Here is a 21,871-nt window from a genome sequence, read left to right as displayed (position 1 = left end):
GGGAGAGGGCGAGCATGCCACTCCCCGAGGCCGATTCGAATGGAGAAACGCAGCCTTTTCGCCGAAGATGCTTCAGGATCGAAGGAGAAAGGCCGATGCCGCCTCGGAACGGAAAAGCGGCGCTCGACGCCACCGATGCCCGCCTGCTTGCCGCGCTCGACCGCGACGCGCGGCTGGCGGTCAGCGAGCTGGCGCGGCTGGTCGGCATGTCCGCCCCGGCCGTGGCCGAGCGGATGCGGCGGCTGGAAGCGACCGGCGTGCTGAAGGGCTTTTGCGCCGAGATTGACCCGCGGGCGCTCGGCTATGCGATCAGCGCCATGGTGCGCATCCGGCCCCTGCCCGGCAAGCTGCACCTGGTCGAGCAGCTGATCGACGCCTGCCCGAACATCGTCGAATGCCACAAGATCACCGGCGACGACCCGTTCCTCGCCCGCATGGTGGTCCGCGACGTCGAGGAGATGGACAGCGTGCTGGAGGCGCTGGCCGATCACGCGACCACCTCGACGGCGGTGATCAAGTCGCAGGCGGTGCGAAGGCGGCTGCCGCCGCTGGAATGAGATTCGGCCCTGCGGATGGGGAGGCCGACGAAGGCCTTTTTCCGTTGGGGCATGTCCTTCCTCACGGGAGGGCCGGCATGCGCAGCGGGTCGGTGAGGGGCTCTAGCGATTGGGGAGCGTGGAGCCCCCTTACCCCACCCCTCTCCCCCTCGGGGAGAGGGAGCCTGTCGCTTCGGCGGCCTGTGGAGCGGGCCCGCGCGGAGGGCGCGGGAGAGCCATTCCTGCTGCGGACGGCCCCTCAGTCCTTCTCGGCGTAGGGGTTGTCCTTCTCGCGCAGCGTGAGGCGGATCGGCACGCCGGGCAAATCGAAGGTGGCCCGCAGCCCGTTCACCAGATAGCGGATATAGCTCTCCGGCAACGCGTCGGCGCGCGAGCAGAACAGCACGAAGCTCGGCGGCCGGCTCTTGGGTTGGGTGATGTAGCGCAGCTTGATGCGCCGGCCCGAGACCGCCGGCGGCGGATGGTCGGTCGTCGTCTCGATCAGCCAGCGGTTGAGCGGGTTGGTGGCGACGCGGCGGTTCCACACCTCGTGCGCCTCGCTGATCGCCCGCACCAGCCGGTCGAGCCCGTCGCCGGTGAGGCCGGAGACCATCACCACCGGCATGCCGCGCGCCTGCGGCAGCCAGTGATCGGCCTCCTCGCGCATCTTCTTGGCGATGCCGGCCTGGTCGCGGACAAGATCGCTCTTGGAAATCGCCAGCACCAGCGCCCGCCCCTCGCGCACCACCAGATCGGCGATGCGCAGGTCCTGCTCCTCGAAGGGATGGGTGGCGTCCATCATCACCACCACCACCTCGGCGAAGCGGGCGGCGCGCAGGCCATCGGCGACGGAGAGCTTTTCCAGCTTGTCCTCGACGCGGGCGCGCTTGCGCATGCCCGCCGTGTCGAACAGCTTCAGCCGCACGCCGGCGCGCTCGACGTCGACGGCGATGGAATCGCGGGTGATGCCGGCCTCCGGGCCGGTGAGCAGCCGGTCCTCGCCGAGCAGGGCGTTGATCAGCGTCGACTTGCCGGCATTGGGGCGGCCGAGAACCGCGACGCGGATGCGGCGATTGCCTTCCTCCGCCTCGGCGTCCTCGTCCTCGGTCTCCTCCTCGTCCGGCCAGCACTGCATCAGCGCCCGCACCAGCTCGCCCATGCCCTCGCCATGCTCGGCGGAGAGCTCCACCGGGTCGCCGAGGCCGAGCGAATAGGCGTCGAGCGCGCCGGCCAGCGCGTCCTTCCCCTCGCTCTTGTTGGCGACCAGGATGGTGTGCTTGCCCGAACGGCGGGCCAGCTCGGCGAAGGCGCGGTCGGACGGGGTGAGGCCGGCGCGGGCGTCGATGAGGAACAGCAGCACGTCGGCGTCGTCGATCGCCGCCTCGGTCTGGGCGCGCATGCGGCCCTCGAGGCTCTCGGCCTTGGCCTCTTCGAGGCCGGCGGTGTCGATGACGCGGAATTCGAGATGGCCGAGGCGCGCGTCGCCCTCGCGCCGGTCGCGGGTCACGCCGGGGCGGTCGTCGACCAGCGCGAGGCGCTTGCCGACGAGGCGGTTGAACAGCGTCGACTTGCCCACATTCGGGCGGCCGACGATGGCGACGGTCATGGTCATGGCGTGGCGCCCCCGCGCCGGTGGTTACTGGGCCGGCGTGGTGCCCGACGAGCCGGCGGCCGACGGGCTGGCGCTCGAGGCGGAATAGTCATAGCCGGAATTGGCCGGCTGCGGTGGCGCGGCGTTGTAGTCGACGCCGGGCACGCCTTCCGGGAATACCGACGTCCGGGCGCCCGGCAGCTTCTTCTCCTTCTCCTGGAAGGGATTCAGCTTGTCGAAATCCATCGATCCGCAGCCGGCGGTGGCGAAGGCCAGAGACAGCGCCGCGAGCGCCAGAGCCGCGCGGCGCACGGCGCGCCGGTTGTCACGCTTCAGGGACGGCATGCCGGTGTCTCCTTGTTACTGCACGGCCGGAGCCGCCGGCGCGGCGGCAGGCGCCGTCGCCGCGGGAGCCGGCGCCGTTTCGGCGGGAGGAGCGCTCGCGCTGGCGAGCTTCTGCATGAGATCGGCGCGCTGGCGCAGGCCCGGCGCCGCCTGCCCGTCCGAGAGGATCGCCTCGAAGGTCTTGGCGGCCGCGGCGTAGTCGCCGGCCTTGTACTGGGAAAGGCCGATCGCCTCCCGCGCCGAATTGCGGAACGGCCCCGTGGCCTCGCTCAGCGGCTGCATGCGGGCGGTGACGTCCGCCAGCGGCGCCGTGTCCACCAGCAGGAAGCCGGCGCGCAGCCGGGCGAGGTCGCGCATCAGCGGGCTGATCCTGCCGTCGGCGGCGATGGCGTCATAGGCGGCCACCGCGGCGGCGCGGTCGGTGGGCGCCAGCGCGGAGGCGGCGCGGAAGCGCGCCAGCGTGGCGTAGCCGGCGGTGCCGCTCCTCTCCAGCTCGGCGAAGGCGCCTTCCGCCTCGCCGCTCTTGCCCTCGGCGGCGAGCTTCAGCGCCGCCTCGAAGCGCGCGCTGGATTCCTGCTGCTGCTGCAGGTTCCACCATTCGATGCCGCGCCAGACCGCGACGCCGGCGACGATGAGCAGCGCCACGGCGATGAGCAGCCAGCCATAGCGCTTCCACAGGCGGGCGAACCGCTCGCGACGAAGGTCCTCGTCGATTTCGTGGAAGATGTCAGCCATGTCGCGATCCGTGGGAAAACTGTTCGGGATGTGCCGGCGCCGCACGCGAAGCGGCGGCAGTCCGGCACCTTGAGGAGGCCGCGTAAACTAGCGATGCGGCTTCAGCAAGGCAAATGCCGCCCTGACGCCGCGCGCCGGCCCGCCGGTCACACTTTCTTGGGGGCGTAGACGTGCTCAGCGGCGGGGAAGGAGCGCGCGCGCACCTCGCTGGCATAGGCCTCCACCGCGGCGCCGATGGCCGGGCCGATCTCGGCGAACTTCTTGACGAAGCGCGGCACCCGGTCCGAGAGGCCGAGCATGTCCTCCAGCACCAGGATCTGGCCGTCGCAGGCGGAGGAGCCGCCGATGCCGATGGTGGGCGGCGCCACCTCGGCGGTGATCTGGCGGGCCAGCGGCTCGGAGATCGCCTCCAGCACGATGGCGAAGGCGCCGGCATCGGCGATGGAGCGGGCATCGTCGAGGATGAGCGCCGCGCTCGCCTCGTCGCGGCCCAGCGCCTTGAAGGAGCCGAGCGTGTTGATCGCCTGCGGGGTGAGGCCGACATGGCCCATCACCGGCACGCCGCGATCGGCGAGGAAGCGCACGGTCTCGGCCATGCGGCGACCGCCCTCCAGCTTGATCGCGCCGGCGCCGGTCTCCTTTAGCACCCGCGAGGCGGTGGCGAAGGCCTGCTGCGGCGACCCCTCATAGGAGCCGAAGGGCAGGTCGACGACCACCAGCGCCCGCGACGAGCCGCGCATCACCGCCTGCCCCTGCAGGATCATCATCTCCACCGTGACCGGCACCGTGGTCTCCATGCCGTGCATCACCATGCCCAGCGAATCGCCCACCAGCATGAAGTCGACATGCGGGTCGATCAGCCGGGCGGTGTGGGCGTGGTAGGAGGTGAGCGAGACGATGGGCTCGCCGCCCTTGCGGGCGCGGATGTCGGGAGCGGTGAGACGACGGGCGGCGGACTGGACGGACATCGGGCACTTCCTCGTTTCGGCCGGTTCTTCTAGGTCCGGCATCGACTTAGGTCGGGATGACGGGCACGCCGACCACATAGGGGTGGAACCAGAAGGCGAGCGCCGCATAAAGCACGAGGCCGACCAGCACCGCAACGACGTCGCCGCCCCATCCCCGCGGGGCAACCGGCAGCGGCACGCCGCGCCGCTTCACCGCGATGCGGTCATAGACCGCCCAGGCGAGGATGACCCCGGCCAGGGTGACGGTGGCGGCGTCGCCATTGGCGAGCAGATGCGCCAGCGCCCAGACCTTCACCCCCACCAGCATCGGATGCTTGAGCCACGCCCGGACATGGCTCGGCACCAGATAGGCGCCGATGGCGATGGTGGAGACGAGCATGAGGGCGAGCGCCAGATGCCGCAGGCCGACGGGCGGCTCCCAGAGCTGCGCCGGCCCCGCCGCGCGCCAGCCGCCATAGCCATAGGCGATCATCAGCACCGCGACGATGGAAACCAGCGAATACAGCGCCCTGTAGGGCCCGAGCCCGAGCCGCGCCACCGCCCCGGCCCGCGCCTCGCGGAAGGTGGTGAACACATGAGCGGCGAGAAACAGCACCAGCCCGGCCAGCATCAGCAGCATGTCGCGATCCCCTCTTCAGCGAAGCGGCGCCACGCTAGAGCAAGCCGGCCCAAAATTGAACGAGTCCAAGGTGGAACATTCCATCGAAAGCCGGGACGCAACGGCCGGATCGCCTCCACCCCGCCATGGAAGGAAATGCGCGCCCGCGCCGGCCCGTTTTTCCGCCGCTTCCGCATCACCGGGCGCTCGCCGACCATTTTGCAGAAAACGGCGTCGTCTCGATAAAAATACGGACCCTTCTCGCAGGAAATCCCGCGGGGCCAAACAGCAACGCCGGCATCGAGCGCCTACTACATTGCGCGATTTTCATCGCTCGTCGCTCATGCGAGGCAGGGGAGATCGCTGGACAAGGCGAAGACATCCGTCCAAACTCCGCCGCACATCCCCCTGATCCTGGTTTGCGCTGATTATTGTAATGGTGCCTTCCCGTCCCGAACCTTCGGCAGCCCTGCGCAGGCCCCCGACAGCCGCCCCATCGCTCCCCATGCCCCTCCGCCTCGAAAAGCGTCCGCCCCCTCCGGCCGGACCGACACCGCCCCGTCGCGGATGCGGCCCCGATCCGAAACAGCTGCCGCGGGTGACGCGATGAGTTCAGAGCCCACCGATCGCTTCAGCAAGGCCAAGGCGCTGATCGCCGCCGGCCAGCCCGGCAAGGCGGAGCCCCTGCTGCGCCAGATCCTGAAATCCTCCCCCGGCAAGCCCACGCCGCTGATGATGCTCGCCGAGCTGCGGCGCAAGGCCGGCGACCGCGAGGAGGCCACGACGCTGTTCCGGCGGCTGTGGGCGGACGGTTCCGGCCCTTCCAAGGCCGGCCTCAGCCTCGCCCGGCTGCTGATCGCCGCCAAGGCGCAGGAAGAGGCGGAGACCGTGCTGCGGCAGGTGCTGGAGGCGGTGCCCGACCAGCTGGAGGCCCGCTTGCTGCTCGTCGACCTGCGTCGCCGGCAGCGCGACCAGCAGGACGCGGAGGCCCTGCTGCAGCAGGGCTGGTCGTTGCGCCCCGGCGAGGCCCGGCTCGGCCTGCCGCTCGTCGAGATCCTCATGGCGCGCAGGGCGCTGCCGGAGGCCGAGGCGGTGCTGCGGCCGCTGCTGGACGCCCCCCCCGACGATCTCGACATTCTCCTCCAGCTCGCCGAGCTCCGGCGGCGGCAGGGCGACACGGCGGAAGCCGAGAGCCTGCTGCGGCAGGGCAGGACGCGGCATCCCTCCAACGCCGCCCCGGTGCTCGAACTGAGCCATCTGTTCGCCCGCACCGGCAAGGCCGACGAGGCCGAGGCGGTGCTGGTCGAGGCGCTGGAGGCCTCGCCCGAGCATCCCGGCCTGCTGGTCGCCCTCGGCCGGCGGCAATCCGCCACCCATCGCGATGCGGAGGCGATGCAGACCTTCGAGCGCGCCATCGCGACCCCGGACTCGCCGACCGATGCCTGGCTCGGGCTGGCCAACGCCGCGGGCCGGCTGGTCTCCACCCGGCTGGCGCTGGAGAAGCTGGCGCAGGCGCTGGCGGCGAAGAACGACGACCCGGCGGTGCATTTCGCGCTCGCCAACCACCTGCTGCATATCGGCTGCCTGCCGGAGGCGGAGATGGTGGCTTCCGCCGCCATCGCCCGCTTTCCTGGCGACACCGACCTGAGGACGCTCGCCTTCCGGCTCGAGCTCGCCACCGGCCGGCACGAGGACGCCCTGGCGAGCCTGGCGCGCCTGCCCGACAAGACCCGCAAGGACCACCGGCTGAGGACCCGGCTCCGGGCCAGCCTGCTGAAGGGGCAATGGCGGGTCGACGAGGCGCGCGATCTCTACCGCACCGGCAAGCTGCCGGAGATGGCCGCCCCCGAATATCGCCTGCTCGCCGACATCCACCTGATGGCGCTCGATGTCGTCGAGGCGCGGAACTGCCTGCGGGAGGTCAACCGCCGCACGCCGCAGCGCCGCTCGATGAACGTGTCGCAGGGGCTGGCGGGAGAGATCCTCAACGATTTCTGGACCGACACCGAGGCGCTTGCCGCCGGCCAGGCCGCGCGCCGCCAGGACACGCTCGGCAACTGGGTCGCCACCGTCAACGCGCATCGCCACCATACCGGCTGCGCCGTCGGCTTCATGATCCATCTGCGCCAGAGCGGCCGGTTCGACGCCAAGCCCGTCGCACCCGACCTCGCCGCCATTCCCCGCCACATCCACCAGTTCTGGGACACGCCCGAAATCCCCGACGACGTGATGACGCTGATGGGCAGCTGGCGGGCGCACAATCCCGGCTGGAGCTACACGCTGCACTCCCTCGATTCGACGCGGGAATGGCTGCGGCAGGTCTCCGATACCGACCTGCTGCGCGCCTTTCGGCGGATGCCCACCATCGCCGGCAAGGTCGATCTCCTGCGGCTGGCGGTGCTGTTCGCCGAGGGCGGCGTCTATGCCGATGCCGACGACCGCTGCCTCGGCTCCCTCGACGCCGTGCTGGCGGGGCGCGGCCTCGTCCTGCGGCAGGAGCACTACGGCTCCATCGGCAACAATTTCATCGCCGTGCGGCCGGGTCATCCCGTCATCGGGCGGGCGCTGGAGGAAGCGGTGGAAGCGGTGCTGCGCGGCGACCGCGAATCCATCTGGCTGTCGACCGGCCCCGGCCTGATGACCCGGATCCTCGCCACCTATCTCGTCGACGATCCGACGCGGATCGACACGCTCGGCGGCGAAGTGCTGGTGCTCGACCAGCCCAAGATCACCGGCTTCTGCGTCTCCGGCTGCCGTGTCACCTACAAGCACACCGACCGCAACTGGCAGGCGCGCGAGTTCCAGAAGCTGCCGAACATCGTGCGCACCCCCGCCGCGATGCCGGCGGGCGCGCCGGGACGCCCCGCGGAAGCGGAGCCGGGCGGGCGCGACGGACCGACCGCGCAGGCGCTGCCGTAAGGGTGTTGCCGCGAGGGTGCTTCCCTCCGCAAACCATAAGTAGCGATCGCCCTCCCGCTGCACGCGCCGCCATGGCAGAATGCCTCCGGTCGGCTCCGTCGGGGGAGGCGGGACAGATGAAACCGGTGCTCGCCGCGCTGCTGGGCGCCCTGCTGCTGCAGGGGGCAGCGGCGGCGCTCGCCCCGCCCGCCCGGGCCGGCGCCGTGCTGGCCCGCATCGACATCGGCGCCCAGCGCATGGACGTATGGGTGGATGGCGCGCTGCAGTTCAGCTGGCCGGTCTCGACCGCCCGCAAGGGATACCTGACGCCGACCGGCAGCTTCCGCCCGCAACGGCTGCACCGGCGCTATTTCTCCCGCAAATACGACAACGCGCCGATGCCGCACGCGGTGTTCTTCCATCGCGGCTGGGCGATCCACGGCACCGGCGACCTGCGTCGGCTCGGCCGCCCCGCCTCGCATGGCTGCGTGCGCCTCGCGCCCGCCAATGCCGCGACCTTCTACCGGCTGGTCGGCACCCACGGGCGGGCGGACACCCGCATCGTCATCTCCCGCTGAGAGGCGGGCTCAGGCGGCCTTCTTCTTCACGTCCTTGATGTCGGTGAAGACGATGCCCGGCCAGCGATCGCCGGTATAGCCGACCATGAAGGCCGACGGGGCGAGGAACACCGGGTCGCCGTCGAGGTCCTCCGCCATGGAGGAGCGGTTGGCGGTGGCGAAATCGTCGAGCTTCCTGGTCTCTTCGCACGACACCCAGCGCGCCAGCTGGAATTCCGACATGTCGAAGCCGACCTCGAGGCCGTATTCGGCGTCGAGCCGGTTCTTCAGCACGTCGAGCTGCAGCGGGCCGACCACGCCGACCAGCGCCGGCGAGCCGTCATTGGGACGGAACACCTGCACCACGCCTTCCTCGGCCATTTCCTGCAGCGCCTGCTTCAGCTTCTTGGCCTTCATGGCGTCGGGCAGCTTCACCCGGCGCAGGATTTCCGGCGCGAAGCTGGGAACGCCGACGAAGTTGAGCTCCTCGCCCTCGGTCAGCGTATCGCCGATGCGCAGATTGCCGTGGTTGGGGATGCCCACCACGTCGCCGGCATAGGCCTCCTCGGCCAGCTGGCGGTCCTGCGCGAAGAAGAATTGCGGCGTGGCAAGGCTCATCGGCTTGCCGGTGCGCACCAGCTTCGCCTTCATGCCGCGCGTCAGCTTGCCCGAGCACAGCCGCGCGAAGGCGATGCGGTCGCGGTGGTTCGGATCCATGTTCGCCTGGATCTTGAACACGAAGGCCGACATGCGCGGCTCCTCGGCCTCGACCCGGCGCTTGTCGGCCTCCTGCGCGCGCGGCGGCGGGGCATATTTGCCGAGACCTTCCAGAAGGTCGCCGACGCCGAAATTGCGCAGCGCCGAGCCGAAATAGACCGGCGTCAGATGGCCTTCGAGGAAGCTGTCGAGCTCGAACGGGTTGCAGCCCTCGCGCACCAGACCGAGTTCCTCGGCGAGCGCCTCTTCGTCGAGCGATTTGTTGAGCGCCGCGATGGCGCCCATGCTCATCTCGCGCAGAGGGCCGGTCTTGCCCTCGTCGCCGTCGAGCAGCCGCATGCCGCCGGTGGCGATGTCCATGGTGCCGACGAAATCGCGCCCGCGCCCGACCGGCCAGGTCATCGGCGTGGTGTCGAGCGCCAGCGTCTTCTCGATCTCGTCGAGAATCTCGAACGGGTCGCGGCTCTCGCGGTCCATCTTGTTGATGAAGGTGATGATCGGGATGTCGCGCAGCCGGCAGACCTCGAGCAGCTTGCGCGTGCGCGCCTCGATGCCCTTGGCGGCGTCGATCACCATCACCGCCGCGTCGACGGCGGTCAGCGTGCGGTAGGTGTCCTCCGAGAAGTCCTCGTGGCCCGGCGTGTCCAGAAGGTTGAACACATGCCCGTTGAACTCGAAGGTCATCACCGAGGTGGCGACCGAGATGCCGCGCTCGCGCTCGATCGCCATCCAGTCCGAGCGGGTCGAGCGGCGGTCCTTCTTGGCGCGCACCTGGCCGGCGAGCTGGATCGCGCCGCCGAACAGCAGCAGCTTCTCGGTCAGCGTGGTCTTGCCGGCGTCCGGGTGCGAGATGATCGCAAAGGTGCGCCGGCGCGCGACTTCGAGCGCGATGGGCGAGGCGGCGGAATTGGAGAGCGCGTTGGATGGAACGTTCATGGCCGCCGATGTGGCAGGGATGGCGCGGCTTATCAAGAGGCGGCGCGCCTCGCCGGCCCGTTCATCGGCCTTCCGGGCCTTCTCCGGCGCCGCGAATGCCTTCCGACGGCACGCCCGACGCGCTATTCCTTCCGCCGGACGGGGTTGCCCCCTGCCCCCCTTGGAGGACGCCGCCATGTACGGATTGATCGGCCGGATGATCGCCGCCCCGGGCAAGCGCGAGGAATTGCTCGGCATCCTGCTCGCCGAGATCGCGCCGATGCCGGGCTGCCGCAGCTATGTCGTCGCCCGCGATCCCTCGCATGCGGATGCGCTCTGGATCACCGAGGCCTGGACCGACAAGGAAAGCCACGCCGCCTCGCTCGCCCTTCCCTCGGTGCAGGCGACCATCGCCCGGGCGCAGCCGCTGATCGCCGGCTTCGACAACCGCCACGAGACCGAGCCGCTGGGCGGCATCGGGGTATAGGGCGGCGGCGCCCGTCTTCGAGGCGGCCGGCGCGGCGGTTGTGGGGGGACGACATGGGGAGGCACAAGAAGGCCCCTCACCCTACCCCTCTCCCCGACGGGGAGAGGGAAAAAGAGCCGCCCGAGCCCCGGCCTCGTCTCGTCTCGTCTCGTCTCGTCTCGTTTCGTTTCGTTTCGTTTCGTCTCGTCTCATCGGGAAAGATGCCGCCTCACCTCATCGGCAAGAGGAGCCCCCCTCTTTCTTTTCCTCTCCCCGTTGGGGAGAGGTGGCCCGCGCAGCGGGTCGGTGAGGGGTGACGGCATTGGGAAGCCAAGAAGGCCCCTCACCCTACCCCTCTCTCCAACGGGAAGAGGGAAAAGAGCCGCCCGAGACCGAGCCTCGTCGCATCTCGGTTCGTCTCGTCTCATCGGGAAAGATGCCGCCTCACCTCATCGGCAAGAGGAGCCCCCTCTTTCTTTTCCTCTCCCCGTTGGGGAGAGGTGGCCCGCGCAGCGGGTCGGTGAGGGGGAACGACATCGGGAAGCCAAGAAGGCCCCTCACCCTACCCCTCTCCCCCACGGGGAGAGGGAAAAGAGCAGCCTGAGCCCCGGCCTCGTCTCGTCTCACCGGGAAAGATGCCCGCCCACCTCATCGGCAAGAAGACCCTCACCCCCTCCCTCTCCCCCAGGGGCAGAAGGAGCCTCCCGCACGGGGAGCGGCGTGCGTGTGGGAAGAACGGCCGGCGCTACTTCCCGAACTGCGCGGCGTAGATTTCCGGCTTGAAGCCGACGATCACCCTGTCGCCGATCTCCAGCACCGGGCGCTTGATCATCGAGGGCTGGGCCAGCATCAGCTCCATCGCCTTCAGCTCGTCGATGCCCTGCTTCTCGGCATCGGGCAGCTGGCGGAAGGTGGTGCCGGCGCGGTTGAGCAGCACCTCCCAGCCCACCTGCTTCATCCAGCCGCCGAGCCGCTCGCGGTCGACGCCACCGGTCTTGTAGTCGTGGAAGCCATAGGCGACGCCATGCGCATCGAGCCAGGCGCGCGCCTTCTTCATCGTGTCGCAGTTCTTGATGCCGTAGATGGTCGCGGCCATGGGAGTTCTCCGTCGCTGACGACGCTCATCTAGCGCGCCGCGGCCAGCCTCGCCACCGCCCGCCGTGCCATCACCGCCACCAGCTGCGCCCGATAGGCGCCGGAACCGTGGATGTCGGCGATCATCTCCTCCGCCTCCGGCCGGAGGCCGTCGAGGGCGGCGGGGGAAAAACCGGCCGCCAGCGCCGCTTCGGCCGCCCCCCAGCGGAACACGCCGCCCTGGCTGGCGCCGGTGACGGCGACACGGATCCCACCCTCCCCGCGCCGCACGAAGACGCCGGCCATGGCATAGCGCGAGGCCGGATTGGGAAACTTCTCGTAGGTCGCCTCACCGCCGAGCGGGAAGCGCACGGCGGTGACGATCTCGCCCGGCTGCAGCGCGGTCTCGAACAGGCCGGTGAAGAAGTCGCCGGCCGGCAGCTCGCGGCGGTCGGTGACGATGACGGCGTCCAGCGCGAGGCAGGCGGCGGGATAGTCGGCGGAGGGGTCGTTATTGGCCACCGAGCCTCCCAGCGTGCCGCGGTTGCGCACCGCCGGATCGCCGATCAACCCGGCCAGCGCCGCCAGCGCCGGCAGATGCGTGGCGACGATCGGCGAGGTCGCCACCTCGACATGGCGGACCATGGCGCCGATGACGAGCAGGTCCTGCACCACGGTGATGCCCCTCAGCGCCGGGATGCCGCCGAGGTCGACCAGATCGGACGGGCTGGCAAGGCGCTGCTTGAGCGTCGGGATCAGCGTCTGGCCGCCGGCGAGCGGCTTCGCCTCCTCGGAAGCGGCGAGCGCGGCCTGCGCCTCGATGAGAGTGGCGGGGCGGTGATAGGCGAAGGCGAACATGGCCCGCTCCTCACTCGGCCGCGACGGCGGCCGGCGCCGGGCCGGCCATGGCCGACGCCCCGGCCTGGATGGCCTTCACGATGTTGTGGTAGCCGGTGCAGCGGCAGAGATTGCCCTCGAGCTCGGCGCGCACCGTCTGCGCATCGAGTTCCGTCCCGAGCCGGCGCACCATGTCGATGCCGGCGACGATCATGCCCGGCGTGCAGAAGCCGCATTGCAGCCCGTGATGCTCGCGGAAGGCCGCCTGCATCGGGTGCAGCGCCTCGCCCTGCGCCAGCCCCTCTATGGTGACGACGCCGGCGCCCTCGGCCTGCACCGCCAGCACGGCGCAGGCCTTCACCGCTTCGCCGTCGAGCAGCACGTTGCAGGCGCCGCACTGGCTGGTGTCGCAGCCGACATGGGTGCCGGTGAGCCGCAATTCGTCGCGGAGGAGCTGGACGAGCAGGGTCCGCTCGTCGACGGCGACCGACACCGGCGCGCCATTGATGGTCAAAGTCAGGTCTCGCATCGAACCTCTCCCGGCTTTAAGGCGACGCGTCGAACGGGCAACGCTGGCGGATAGGAAAGACGGCTGGGCACGAAGAGGCTGGGACGGCCCGCCGCTCCCCCGGCGGGCGCGCGCTCAGGCCTCGCCGGCGACGGGTTCGGCCGCCGCTTGCGGCGCGACCACCGTGGCGAAGGCGGTGAAGAACTCGCCGACCAGCTTCTTCACCGTGCCGTCGATCAGCCGGGCGCCGAGCTGGGCGATCTTGCCGCCGACCTTGGCCTCGGTCTGATAGGTCAGCACCGTCTCCTCCCCCTCCTCGTCGAGGCGGACCAGCGAGGAGCCCTTGGCGAAGCCGGCCACCCCGCCCTGCCCCTCGCCGACGATGCGGCAGGACGCCGGCGGGTCGAGCTCGGTCAGCGTCACATTGCCGGCGAAGCTCACCTTCATCGGCCCGATCTTCAGCACCATGCGGGCGGTGAACTCGGTCGGCGAGACCCGCACCACCTCCTCGCAGCCCGGCGTGCAGCGGCGCAGCACCTCGGGATCGTTGAGCGCCGCCCAGACGACGGCGCGGGGGGCGTTGATGCGGTGCGAGCCGGAAAATTCCATGAAGCCACCTGAAGCAAGGATGCCGGCCGGACGGCCGGAACGAAGGCAAGCGCGCCGGGCGGCGACGCGCGGAAGGGACTGACGGGCCGGCGCGGCCGGACCGGCTCCCCGGCGAGCAACGACCATGCCATGCGTGCAACGGCGCCGTCCATCGCCATTCCCCCGCCGCCGGCGGCCGGGAAGTGCCGCCGCGAGAGGCACGCGCCGCATAAAATTAGCGCATGCTTAAGTTACTTACAGATTGAGGAATTGATGCATATTGGTATGGTCACATAGCACACCATACCATCGGGCGGGACACGCATCCCTTCAGGCCCCGGTGGCTCCGCGCATGAACGGCCCTTCGAGCAGGGCGGCTTCCCGCCCAAGAGACCGCCTCTGGAGACACCGCCTCCAGAGACATAAGCCTCCAGAGCACAGGAACAGGCACATGTTCGAACGAGACCTCCGCCGCCGCGCCGCTTCCACCCCGCGCCGAACCGGCCTGCTGGCCGCCGCGCTGCTCGCCGCGCTCGCCGGCACCGCCGCCGCCCCGGCGCTGGCACAGGAGACGATCAAGATCGGCGCGCCGCTGGCGCTCACCGGTGGCCTCGCCGACGAGGGTCACAAGCAGGACCTCGTCTGGAAGATGTGGGTGGAGAAGGTGAACGCCGCCGGCGGCCTCGCGGTCGGCGACAAGAAGATGAAGGTCGAGCTGATCGAGTACGACTACCAGTCGGAGGGCCAGCGGGCCTCGCAGCTGGCCGAGAAGCTGATCAACGACGACAAGGTGCAGTTCCTGTTCGCCCCGTTCGGCTCCGGCCACACCAAGATCGTCGGCGGCGTCGGCGAGCGCTACCAGGTGCCGACCATCGCCTGCGTCGCCTCCTCGGAGAGCGTGTTCGACCAGAGCCTGAAGCACCTGTTCGGCACCCTCTCCCCCAATGGCGGCATGACCACCGCCATGGTGAAGATGTTCAAGGAGAAGTTCCCGGACACCAAGACCATCGCCGTGCTCGGCCGCGACGACGTGTTCCCCAAATCGATGGCCGAGGGCATCGCCAAGGCGGCGGAGGCGCAGGGCCTGACGGTCGCCTATAAGGAGCTCTATCCGGTCGGCACCATGGACCATGCCGCCGCGCTGTCCTCCATCAAGGCGGCGAAGCCGGACTGGATCTACGTGTCCGGCTACACCCAGGACCTGATCCTCGCCCGCAAGCAGATGCAGGACCTCGGCGTCACCGCGCCGATCGTCACCATGGTGACGGGCCCGTCCTACAAGGAGTTCACCGAGGGCCTCGGCAAGCTGGCCGACGGCATCACCTCGTCGAGCTGGTGGCACCACGCCACCAACTACACCGGCCAGGGCGTGTGGCCGACCACGGCGGATTTCTACAAGGACTTCCAGGCCAAGACCAAGGGCGCCGACCCGGACTATGTGCACGGCTCCTGCGCCGCCGCCGGCGAGGTGATCGCCGAGGCGCTGAAGCGCACCGGCTCGCTCGACAAGGCCAAGCTGCGCGACGCCATCGCCTCGACCGACATCCAGACCTTCTACGGCCCGATCAAGTTCGGCCCCACCGGCATGAACCTGCCGCGCGAGCTGCCGATCATCCAGGTGCAGGACGAGACCATCAAGGTGCTGGCCCCGGCGGACATCAAGAACGCCGAGCTCATCGCCATGCCGAAGTGAAGGGCTCCTTTTCCCTCTCCCCGTGGGGAGAGGGTTAGGGTGAGGGGGATCGACGCTTCAAGCTTCCCAATGGCGTCGCCCCTCACCGACCCGCTTCGCGGGCCACCTCTCCCCGACGGGGAGAGGATAAGGAAAGGCGACCGCGCACCCTTCAACGCGCATTACTTCGGCCCCGAGCCTCATCGGAAACCCCATGGCCATCTATTCACAGATCCTCGCCAACGGGCTGATGCTGGGCGCGCTCTATGCCTGCCTCGCGGTCGGCTTCTCGCTGGTGTGGGGCGTGCTGAACGTCATCAACATGCTCCACGGCTCCTTCATCATCCTCGGCGGCTACCTCACCTGGTTCGCCTGGCACGGCTGGGGCATCCACCCCATCGTCATGCTGCCGGTGGTCGGTGCCCTCCTGTTCGCGCTGGGCTTCGCGCTGCAGAAGCTGGTCATCAACCGCGTGGTGAGCGCCCCGGTGCTGACCACGCTGACGCTGACCTTCGGCCTCGACATGATCCTCTACAACGTCATGACCTATTGGTTCACGGCGACGCCGCGGCGCGTGCAGCTCGACCTCGGCGCGGTGAGCCTCGGGCCGGTGACGCTGCCGGTCGACCGGCTGGTGGGCACGGCGCTGGCCCTTGTGCTGACGCTGGCGCTCTACGCGGTGATGCGCGGCTCCAATATCGGCCGCGCCATCGTCGCGGTGCGCATGGACCGCTCCGCCGCCGAGCTGATGGGCATCCGCACCGAGCGCATCTACGCCATCACCTTCGGCATCGGCGCGCTGATGGCCGGCGTGGCCGGCGTCGTCTTCGCCTCGGTATTCCCGATCACCACCAACGTCACCGGCACCTATCTCGGCAAGGCCTTCGTGGTCTGCGTCGTCGGCGGCCTCGGCTCGGTGCCGGGCGCGCTGGTCGGCGGGCTGGTGCTCGGCCTCGTGGAAAGCCTCGCCGGCCACTGGTTCGGCCCGCAGCAGGCGATCACCGCCGGCTTCGTGCTGATGCTGGCGATCCTGCTCACCCGTCCCACCGGCCTCGTCGGCGTCAGGGGGTATGAATGAGATCCGGTCCCCTCGCCTATGCGCTCCTCGCCGTCGGCATTCTCGTGCTGGCCTCGACGCCGCTCTATGCCGACAATTACGTGGTGCGCACCGCCGCCATCGTCGCCATGTACGGCGCCCTCGCCACCTCGTGGAACTTCATCGGCGGCTTCACCGGCTATCCCTCCTTCTCCACCGCCGCTTTCTTCGGGCTCGGCTGCTATGTCGGCGCCATCTGCCAGCGCGCCGGCGTGCCGATGGTGCTGGCCTGGCTGATCGCCACCCTCATGGTCGGCGCCTTCGCGGCGCTGCTCGGGGCGATCATCCTGCGGCTGAAGGGACATTACTTCGCCATCGGCTCCATCGCCGTGGTGGAAGTGTGCCGGCTCATCGTCTCCTCCTGGTCGAGCCTCACCGGCGGCGGCGACGGGCTCAACCTGCCGCTGCTCACCTGGGGGCCCGAACAGGTGATGCGCTTCTTCCTGTTCGTGATGCTCGCCATCCTGATCCTGAGCCTGATCGCCACCGCGCTGGTGGATCGCTCCCGGCTCGGCTTCGGGCTGCGCTGCATCCACCAGAACGAGGACGCCGCCGCCATGGTCGGCATCGACACCACCCGCTACAAGGTGGCGGCCTACACGCTGTCGGCGGTGTTCTGCGCCGCGGCGGGCGCCGCCTACGCCTCCTGGACTGGCTATATCGACCCGACCGAATCCTTCCAGATCCTGATGACGGTGAAGGTGCCGGTGATGGCGATGCTCGGCGGAGCGGGCACGCTGGCCGGGCCGTTCCTCGGCGCCGCCGCCTTCGTGCTGCTCGAGGAAGTGTTCTGGGCGAACTTCCTCGACTGGAACCGCGCCATCCTCGGCGTCGTCATCGTGCTGCTGGTGTTCTTCCTGCCGGGCGGGCTGCTGAGCCTCGCGCGCAAGAGAAGCGCGGGAGGCCCGGCATGACGGAGCCCATCCTCAAGCTCGAAGGCGTCTGCAAGAACTTCGGCGGGCTGAAGGCGCTGACCGATGTGAGCTTCGCACTCGCTCCCGGCGAGGTGGTGGGGCTGATCGGCCCGAACGGCGCCGGCAAGACCACGCTGGTCAACGTCGTCACCGGCAAGCTGCCGGCCTCCACCGGCAGGATCCTGTTCGAGGGCAAGGACGTGGCGGCGCAGAAGCCCCACGAGGCGGCGCGGCGCGGGCTCGCCCGTACCTTCCAGATCGTGCAGCCCTTCCCGCAGATGACGGTGATCGAGAACGTCACCGCCGGCGCGCTGTTCGGCGGCGGCGCGGCCTCGGTGGGCGACGCCCGCGACATGGCGCGGAAGAGCCTCGACTTCGTCGGCCTCGCCCCGCTGGCCGACCGGCCGGCGGCGCAGCTGGCGCTGGCTGCCCGCAAGCGGCTGGAGCTGGCCAAGAGCCTCGCCATGCAGCCCAAGGTGCTGATGCTCGACGAGGTGAATGCCGGGCTCAACTCCTCCGAGATCGACGGCGCGCTGGCGCTGATCCGCAAGATCGCCGAGAGCGGCGTCACCGTGCTGATCATCGAGCATTTGATGAAGGTGGTGCTGTCGTTGTCGAAACGGCTTCTCGTGCTGCATCACGGCCAGATGATCGCCGACGGGCCGGCAAAGGAGATCGTCGCCGACGAGCGGGTGATCGAGGCCTATCTCGGCCAGAAATACGCGGCGCGGTTGAAGGAGCTTCATCATGCCTGAACCGCGGCTCGACCCCCTGCTCGAACTCGCCGGCGTCACCTCCGGCTACGGCCAGATTCAGGTGCTGTGGGGCATGGATCTGGCGGTACACAGCGGCGAGGTGGTGGCGCTGGTCGGCTCCAACGGCGCCGGCAAGTCGACGCTGCTGCGGACGATCTCCGGGCAACTGGCCCCTCGCGAAGGCACCATTCGCTTCGACGGCCGCGCGATCGGCGGGGCGAAGCCGGATGCGGTGCTCACCGCCGGCATCGCCCATGTGCCGGAGGGGCGCCGGCTGTTCCGCGGTCTCACCGTGCGCGACAACCTGCTGCTCGGCGCCTATCTGCGCACCGACAAGGACGACATCGCCCGCGACCTCGCATGGGTGTTCGAGCTGTTCCCGATCCTCGCCGAGCGCCAGCGGCAGGACGCCACCACGCTCTCGGGCGGCGAACAGCAGATGTGCGCGGTGGGGCGCGGGATCATGTCGCGGCCCAAGCTCCTGATGATCGACGAGCTCTCGCTCGGCCTGTCGCCGCGCATGGTCGAGCATCTGGGCGAGGCGCTCATCCAGCTGAACAAGGCCGGCCAGACCATCCTGCTGGTCGAGCAGGACGTGATGACCGCGTTCGAGCTCTCCCATCGCGCCTACATCATGGAGAACGGCCGGGTGACGCGGGCGGGCGCCTCCACCGAGCTGATGGCCGACCCGACCGTGAGCGAGGCTTACCTGTCGATATGATATGCGTGATACAAAAGAAGAATTTGCCAAATTGATACTATCATTAGTATCATGGGAATAAGGCGCGCGGCGCCGACCCCGAACAGGTCGAGAGAATGAATCCCTTCGAGCTTCCGTCCGCCGTCGTCGATCCCGGCATCTATGCCCGCACCGTGGCGCATCTGCGCGAGCGCGGCATCGTGCTGCCACGCTTCGCCGAGCTTGCCGCCCCCGAGACCATCCCGGCCGCCACCCGCGCCGCCGCCTCGGCAGCCGACAAGGACGCGCCCGATGCGCGGAACCTGTTCGGCGTGCACTGGTACAACAACGCCCGCGACCTCGGCGGGCTCGCCGTGCCCGATTTCATCGAGCTGCCGAGCTCGGTCACCGGCGTGCCCGCCCGCATCGTGGTGATGCTGGGCCGGCACTTCCCGATGATCCACGCCCATAAGGTGCTGGCGGCCTATGCCTGCCTCGCACCACGCCTCGCCTCCGGTGCCTTCGACCCGACGCATCACCGCGCGGTGTGGCCCTCGACCGGCAATTACTGCCGCGGCGGCGTCGCCATCTCGCGCATCCTCGGCTGCCGCGGCGTCGCGGTGCTGCCGGGCGGCATGAGCGCCGAGCGCTTCGAATGGCTGGGCCAGTGGGTCACCGACCCCGCCGACATCGTGCGCACGCCGGGCACCGAGTCGAACGTCAAGGAGATCTACGACGCCTGCGCCGAGATGGCGAAGGATCCCGGCAACTTCATCCTCAACCAGTTCTCCGAGTTCCCCAACTATCTCGGCCACTACGCCGTGACCGGCGCGGCGGCGGCGAAGCTGTTCGAGGGGCTGAACGCGTCCGGCAGGCTGAACCTCGCCGCCTTCGTCGCCGGCACCGGCTCCGCCGGCACGCTCGGCGCCGGTGACAGGCTGAAGGAAGAGTTCGGCGCCCGCATCGTCGCGATGGAGCCGGTGGAATGCCCGACGCTGCTCTATAACGGCTTTGGCGAGCACAACATCCAGGGCATCGGCGACAAGCATGTGCCGCTGATCCACAACGTCACCAACACCGACATCGTCGCCGGCGTGTCCGATGCCGCCACCGACGACCTCGCGCTGCTGTTCGGCTCGCCGGAGGGCCGCGCCTATCTGGCGACGCGTCGCGGGCTGGATGAGGCGACCATCAAGGGGCTGGCGGGGCTGGGCCTTTCGGGCATCGGCAACGTGCTGGCGGCGATCAAGACCGCGCGCAAGCTCGACCTCTCGCAGGACGACGTCATCCTCACCGTCGCCACCGACGGCGCCGAGCTCTATCCGAGCGAGCTTGCCGGCCATCTCGCCCGCAAGGGCGGCCGGTTCGACCAGATCGACGCGGCGGAAGCCTTCGGCCAGCATTTGCTCGGCGGCGATGCCGACCATGTGGAAGAGCTCGACCATCGCGCCCGCCAGCGCGTGTTCAACCTCGGCTATTACACCTGGGTCGAGCAGCAGGGCGTCTCGGTGGAGGATTTCGACCGCCGCCGCCACCAGTCGTTCTGGAAGGGGCTGCGCGAGCATCTGGCCGGCTTCGACGAACTGATCGCCCGCCTGAACCGCGATGTCGGCATCGCCGAAGCCGCGTGAGGAGGGCGAGCGCGTGACCCAATCCTATCTCGACCTGCGACAGAAGACCCGCGAGCGCGACCGCAGCCTGCGCGACAAGGTGATGTCGCTGGAGGAAGCCGCGAAGCTGGTGCCGGACGGCGCCTCGGTGGCGCTGGGCGGTTGTACCGCCTCGCGTACCCCGATGGCGATGCTTTGGGCGCTGATCCGCGCCCGCAAGACCGGCCTCACCGTCTCCCGCTCGATCATGTCGACCGAGGGCGACCTGCTCTACGCCTCCGGCCTGTCCCGGCACATCATCACCTCATGGTTCAGCCAAGGCATCGTGTGGGGCGTGTCGAAGGTGATGCGCGCCTATACGGAATCCCATCGCGCCACCTTCGAGGAATGGAGCCACATGGCGATGGGCCTGCGCTACCGCGCCGGCGCCATGGGCGTGCCGTTCATGCCGATGCGCTCGATGATGGGCTCGGGCGTGGTCGACCGCGCGCCGGGTGCCAGGACCATGGAATGCCCGTTCACCGGCGAGACGCTGCTGCTGGTGCCGGCGCTGAACCCCGACGTGGCGCTGATCCATGTCCAGCGCTGTGACGCCTACGGCAATGCCCAGCTCGACGGATTGTCCTTCATGGACATCGACATCGCCATGGCGGCGAACAGGGTGATCCTGACCACCGAGCGCATCGTCTCCAACGACCAGATCCGCCGGCATCCCGACCAGACCAAGATCGGCTTCTTCACCGTCGACGCGGTGGTGGAAGTGCCGTTCGGCTCGGCGCCGCACGAATGCTACGGCCTCTACGAGCCGTTCTATTCGCATATGGACCTCTATGCGCAGATGACCGCCAAGGACCCGGACAAGGGCGCGGCGGAGTATCTCGAGCGCTTCCATTACGAGCCGAAGGACTGGGCGGATTATCTCAGCCGCATCGGCATGGCCGAATTGCTCGACGCCCAGCGTCGCGGGAGTGGCATCTATGACGACTGAACCCGTGCGCACGGCCCCGCCGCTGGCGGCGGTGCCCGCCTATACCGCCTCCGAGCTACTGGCGGTGATGAGCGCCCGCCTGCTGAAGGACGGCCAGACGGTGTTCGCCGGCGTCGGCATTCCGCTGCTCGCCGCCATCCTCGCCCAGAAGACCCACGCGCCCGGCCTCACCATCCTGTTCGAGGGCGGGGTGATCGGACCCTTCGTCGAGGCCGGCAAGCTGCCGCCCTCCACCAATGAGCAGCGCTGCACGAGGCGCGCCAACATGCTGGTGTCGATCACCGAGGTGCTGTTGATGCTGCAGCGCGGCTATGTCGATGTCGGCTTCATGGGCGGCGCGCAGATCGACCGCTTCGGCAACCTCAACTCCTCCTTCATCGGCGACGCCGACAACCCGAAGATCCGCCTGCCCGGCACCGGCGGCGGCAACGACATCGCCTCGCTGGCCGACATGATCGTCGCCATGAAGCACGAGAAGCGCCGCTTCGTGGAGAAGGTGGACTTCATCACCTCGCCGGGCTTCGTCGACGGCAGCGACAGCCGCGCCCGGGCCGGCCTGCCGGCGGGCGGCATGTTCCGGGTGGTGACCGATCTCGGCATCATGGGCTTCGACGAGGCGACCAAGGCGATGACGGTGGTGGCGCTGCATCCCGGCGTCACCCCGCAGGCGATCAAGGACAATACCGGCTTCGAGCTGCCGGTGCCGGCCGACGTCGCCGTCACCGAAGTGCCCGGCGATGTCGAGCTCGCCATCCTGCGCGAGCTCGATCCCGCGCGGCTCTACACGGCGTAAGCTTCCCTTCCCGTCGGGAGAAGGGACCGCC

General features: G+C 69.4%; 22 protein-coding genes. 12 read left to right on the top strand and 10 right to left on the bottom strand.

What is annotated here, in order from left to right; genetic code table 11:
- Window positions 1-95 precede the first annotated feature (95 nt).
- Window positions 96-557, top strand: coding sequence for an Lrp/AsnC family transcriptional regulator (locus tag KHC19_RS22660; RefSeq protein WP_213355721.1), 462 nt, complete (start codon window positions 96-98; stop codon window positions 555-557).
- 238 nt (window positions 558-795) lie between these two features.
- On the opposite strand, the gene der is transcribed toward KHC19_RS22660, so the two are convergent.
- The 5 genes from der to KHC19_RS22635 form a co-directional block, all read right to left on the bottom strand.
- Complete coding sequence (gene der, locus KHC19_RS22655; RefSeq protein WP_213355720.1) at window positions 796-2,148, bottom strand: ribosome biogenesis GTPase Der; 1,353 nt, start codon at window positions 2,146-2,148, stop codon at window positions 796-798.
- A gap of 24 nt (window positions 2,149-2,172) precedes the next feature.
- Window positions 2,173-2,472 carry a hypothetical protein gene (locus KHC19_RS22650; protein WP_213355719.1) on the bottom strand — a complete coding sequence of 100 codons (300 nt, stop codon included), beginning with the start codon at window positions 2,470-2,472 and terminating at the stop codon, window positions 2,173-2,175.
- Between the two features lie 15 nt (window positions 2,473-2,487).
- Entirely contained in the window at window positions 2,488-3,207 is a 720-nt protein-coding gene (locus KHC19_RS22645; protein ID WP_213355718.1) for a tetratricopeptide repeat protein, read from the bottom strand.
- A 146-nt stretch (window positions 3,208-3,353) separates the two neighbouring features.
- Window positions 3,354-4,175, bottom strand: a complete 822-nt coding sequence (panB, locus tag KHC19_RS22640) for a 3-methyl-2-oxobutanoate hydroxymethyltransferase (protein ID WP_213355717.1) — start codon at window positions 4,173-4,175, stop codon at window positions 3,354-3,356.
- A 46-nt stretch (window positions 4,176-4,221) separates the two neighbouring features.
- Window positions 4,222-4,794 carry an NnrU family protein gene (locus KHC19_RS22635; RefSeq protein ID WP_213355716.1) on the bottom strand — a complete coding sequence of 191 codons (573 nt, stop codon included), beginning with the start codon at window positions 4,792-4,794 and terminating at the stop codon, window positions 4,222-4,224.
- A gap of 585 nt (window positions 4,795-5,379) precedes the next feature.
- On the opposite strand from KHC19_RS22635, the gene KHC19_RS22630 reads away from it, so the two are divergent.
- Window positions 5,380-7,692: a tetratricopeptide repeat protein gene (locus tag KHC19_RS22630; RefSeq protein ID WP_213355715.1), complete on the top strand. Its 2,313-nt coding sequence runs from the start codon at window positions 5,380-5,382 to the stop codon at window positions 7,690-7,692.
- 116 nt (window positions 7,693-7,808) lie between these two features.
- On the top strand, window positions 7,809-8,249 hold the full coding sequence (locus KHC19_RS22625) for a L,D-transpeptidase (RefSeq protein ID WP_213355707.1): 441 nt from the start codon (window positions 7,809-7,811) through the stop codon (window positions 8,247-8,249).
- A 9-nt stretch (window positions 8,250-8,258) separates the two neighbouring features.
- Here the strand turns inward: KHC19_RS22625 and KHC19_RS22620 are convergent, their stop codons facing one another.
- Entirely contained in the window at window positions 8,259-9,881 is a 1,623-nt protein-coding gene (locus KHC19_RS22620; protein ID WP_213355706.1) for a peptide chain release factor 3, read from the bottom strand.
- A 175-nt stretch (window positions 9,882-10,056) separates the two neighbouring features.
- On the opposite strand from KHC19_RS22620, the gene KHC19_RS22615 reads away from it, so the two are divergent.
- Window positions 10,057-10,347, top strand: coding sequence for a putative quinol monooxygenase (locus KHC19_RS22615; RefSeq protein WP_213355705.1), 291 nt, complete (start codon window positions 10,057-10,059; stop codon window positions 10,345-10,347).
- Window positions 10,348-11,071: 724 nt separating this feature from the next.
- Here KHC19_RS22615 and KHC19_RS22610 read toward each other — a convergent pair.
- From KHC19_RS22610 to KHC19_RS22595, 4 genes are all read right to left on the bottom strand, one after another.
- Window positions 11,072-11,422, bottom strand: coding sequence for an ArsC family reductase (locus tag KHC19_RS22610; protein ID WP_213355704.1), 351 nt, complete (start codon window positions 11,420-11,422; stop codon window positions 11,072-11,074).
- Window positions 11,423-11,451: 29 nt separating this feature from the next.
- Window positions 11,452-12,258, bottom strand: coding sequence for an FAD binding domain-containing protein (locus KHC19_RS22605; RefSeq protein WP_213355702.1), 807 nt, complete (start codon window positions 12,256-12,258; stop codon window positions 11,452-11,454).
- Between the two features lie 10 nt (window positions 12,259-12,268).
- On the bottom strand, window positions 12,269-12,766 hold the full coding sequence (locus KHC19_RS22600) for a (2Fe-2S)-binding protein (protein ID WP_213355700.1): 498 nt from the start codon (window positions 12,764-12,766) through the stop codon (window positions 12,269-12,271).
- A 114-nt stretch (window positions 12,767-12,880) separates the two neighbouring features.
- On the bottom strand, window positions 12,881-13,354 hold the full coding sequence (locus KHC19_RS22595) for an SRPBCC family protein (RefSeq protein WP_213355698.1): 474 nt from the start codon (window positions 13,352-13,354) through the stop codon (window positions 12,881-12,883).
- A gap of 430 nt (window positions 13,355-13,784) precedes the next feature.
- Between KHC19_RS22595 and KHC19_RS22590 the strand changes: the two genes are divergently transcribed.
- The 8 genes from KHC19_RS22590 to KHC19_RS22555 all read left to right on the top strand — a co-directional run bounded on the left by KHC19_RS22590 (window position 13,785) and on the right by KHC19_RS22555 (window position 21,840).
- Window positions 13,785-15,026, top strand: coding sequence for an amino acid ABC transporter substrate-binding protein (locus tag KHC19_RS22590; RefSeq protein ID WP_213355697.1), 1,242 nt, complete (start codon window positions 13,785-13,787; stop codon window positions 15,024-15,026).
- A gap of 193 nt (window positions 15,027-15,219) precedes the next feature.
- Window positions 15,220-16,083, top strand: a complete 864-nt coding sequence (locus KHC19_RS22585; RefSeq protein ID WP_213355696.1) for a branched-chain amino acid ABC transporter permease — start codon at window positions 15,220-15,222, stop codon at window positions 16,081-16,083.
- Entirely contained in the window at window positions 16,080-17,015 is a 936-nt protein-coding gene (locus tag KHC19_RS22580; protein WP_213355695.1) for a branched-chain amino acid ABC transporter permease, read from the top strand. Before KHC19_RS22585 ends, KHC19_RS22580 begins: the two co-directional genes overlap by 4 nt.
- The gene (locus KHC19_RS22575) at window positions 17,012-17,770 is read left to right on the top strand and encodes an ABC transporter ATP-binding protein (protein WP_213355694.1); all 759 of its coding nucleotides are present in this window, start codon (window positions 17,012-17,014) and stop codon (window positions 17,768-17,770) included. Before KHC19_RS22580 ends, KHC19_RS22575 begins: the two co-directional genes overlap by 4 nt.
- Complete coding sequence (locus KHC19_RS22570) at window positions 17,763-18,491, top strand: ABC transporter ATP-binding protein (RefSeq protein WP_213355693.1); 729 nt, start codon at window positions 17,763-17,765, stop codon at window positions 18,489-18,491. Before KHC19_RS22575 ends, KHC19_RS22570 begins: the two co-directional genes overlap by 8 nt.
- 95 nt (window positions 18,492-18,586) lie before the next feature.
- Window positions 18,587-20,080 carry a pyridoxal-phosphate dependent enzyme gene (locus KHC19_RS22565; RefSeq protein WP_213355691.1) on the top strand — a complete coding sequence of 498 codons (1,494 nt, stop codon included), beginning with the start codon at window positions 18,587-18,589 and terminating at the stop codon, window positions 20,078-20,080.
- The gene (locus KHC19_RS22560) at window positions 20,055-21,047 is read left to right on the top strand and encodes a CoA transferase subunit A (protein WP_213355690.1); all 993 of its coding nucleotides are present in this window, start codon (window positions 20,055-20,057) and stop codon (window positions 21,045-21,047) included. The genes KHC19_RS22565 and KHC19_RS22560 overlap by 26 nt, the downstream gene beginning before the upstream one ends.
- Window positions 21,037-21,840 (top strand): CoA-transferase subunit beta, encoded by an 804-nt coding sequence (locus KHC19_RS22555; RefSeq protein ID WP_213355689.1) that lies wholly within the window; start codon window positions 21,037-21,039, stop codon window positions 21,838-21,840. Before KHC19_RS22560 ends, KHC19_RS22555 begins: the two co-directional genes overlap by 11 nt.
- The last annotated feature ends 31 nt before the right edge of the window (window positions 21,841-21,871 follow it).

This window comes from Ancylobacter oerskovii (genome assembly GCF_018390555.1).
Classification (GTDB): Bacteria; Pseudomonadota; Alphaproteobacteria; order Rhizobiales; family Xanthobacteraceae; genus Ancylobacter; species Ancylobacter oerskovii.
This window is presented reverse-complemented; position numbering and strand designations above follow the sequence as displayed.

What these genes read in the sequence shown, in the direction of transcription:
- KHC19_RS22635 (WP_213355716.1), bottom strand. Translation starts at nt 4,794, where the DNA reads ATGCTGCTGATGCTGGCCGGGCTGGTGCTGTTTCTCGCCGCTCATGTG.
- KHC19_RS22650 (WP_213355719.1), bottom strand. Translation starts at nt 2,472, where the DNA reads ATGCCGTCCCTGAAGCGTGACAACCGGCGCGCCGTGCGCCGCGCGGCT.
- KHC19_RS22605 (WP_213355702.1), bottom strand. Translation starts at nt 12,258, where the DNA reads ATGTTCGCCTTCGCCTATCACCGCCCCGCCACTCTCATCGAGGCGCAG.
- KHC19_RS22620 (WP_213355706.1), bottom strand. Translation starts at nt 9,881, where the DNA reads ATGAACGTTCCATCCAACGCGCTCTCCAATTCCGCCGCCTCGCCCATC.
- KHC19_RS22575 (WP_213355694.1), top strand. Translation starts at nt 17,012, where the DNA reads ATGACGGAGCCCATCCTCAAGCTCGAAGGCGTCTGCAAGAACTTCGGC.
- KHC19_RS22585 (WP_213355696.1), top strand. Translation starts at nt 15,220, where the DNA reads ATGGCCATCTATTCACAGATCCTCGCCAACGGGCTGATGCTGGGCGCG.
- der (WP_213355720.1), bottom strand. Translation starts at nt 2,148, where the DNA reads ATGACCATGACCGTCGCCATCGTCGGCCGCCCGAATGTGGGCAAGTCG.
- KHC19_RS22565 (WP_213355691.1), top strand. Translation starts at nt 18,587, where the DNA reads ATGAATCCCTTCGAGCTTCCGTCCGCCGTCGTCGATCCCGGCATCTAT.
- KHC19_RS22630 (WP_213355715.1), top strand. Translation starts at nt 5,380, where the DNA reads ATGAGTTCAGAGCCCACCGATCGCTTCAGCAAGGCCAAGGCGCTGATC.
- KHC19_RS22645 (WP_213355718.1), bottom strand. Translation starts at nt 3,207, where the DNA reads ATGGCTGACATCTTCCACGAAATCGACGAGGACCTTCGTCGCGAGCGG.
- panB (WP_213355717.1), bottom strand. Translation starts at nt 4,175, where the DNA reads ATGTCCGTCCAGTCCGCCGCCCGTCGTCTCACCGCTCCCGACATCCGC.
- KHC19_RS22595 (WP_213355698.1), bottom strand. Translation starts at nt 13,354, where the DNA reads ATGGAATTTTCCGGCTCGCACCGCATCAACGCCCCCCGCGCCGTCGTC.
- KHC19_RS22570 (WP_213355693.1), top strand. Translation starts at nt 17,763, where the DNA reads ATGCCTGAACCGCGGCTCGACCCCCTGCTCGAACTCGCCGGCGTCACC.
- KHC19_RS22560 (WP_213355690.1), top strand. Translation starts at nt 20,055, where the DNA reads ATGTCGGCATCGCCGAAGCCGCGTGAGGAGGGCGAGCGCGTGACCCAA.
- KHC19_RS22580 (WP_213355695.1), top strand. Translation starts at nt 16,080, where the DNA reads ATGAGATCCGGTCCCCTCGCCTATGCGCTCCTCGCCGTCGGCATTCTC.
- KHC19_RS22625 (WP_213355707.1), top strand. Translation starts at nt 7,809, where the DNA reads ATGAAACCGGTGCTCGCCGCGCTGCTGGGCGCCCTGCTGCTGCAGGGG.
- KHC19_RS22615 (WP_213355705.1), top strand. Translation starts at nt 10,057, where the DNA reads ATGTACGGATTGATCGGCCGGATGATCGCCGCCCCGGGCAAGCGCGAG.
- KHC19_RS22555 (WP_213355689.1), top strand. Translation starts at nt 21,037, where the DNA reads ATGACGACTGAACCCGTGCGCACGGCCCCGCCGCTGGCGGCGGTGCCC.
- KHC19_RS22610 (WP_213355704.1), bottom strand. Translation starts at nt 11,422, where the DNA reads ATGGCCGCGACCATCTACGGCATCAAGAACTGCGACACGATGAAGAAG.
- KHC19_RS22660 (WP_213355721.1), top strand. Translation starts at nt 96, where the DNA reads ATGCCGCCTCGGAACGGAAAAGCGGCGCTCGACGCCACCGATGCCCGC.
- KHC19_RS22600 (WP_213355700.1), bottom strand. Translation starts at nt 12,766, where the DNA reads ATGCGAGACCTGACTTTGACCATCAATGGCGCGCCGGTGTCGGTCGCC.
- KHC19_RS22590 (WP_213355697.1), top strand. Translation starts at nt 13,785, where the DNA reads ATGTTCGAACGAGACCTCCGCCGCCGCGCCGCTTCCACCCCGCGCCGA.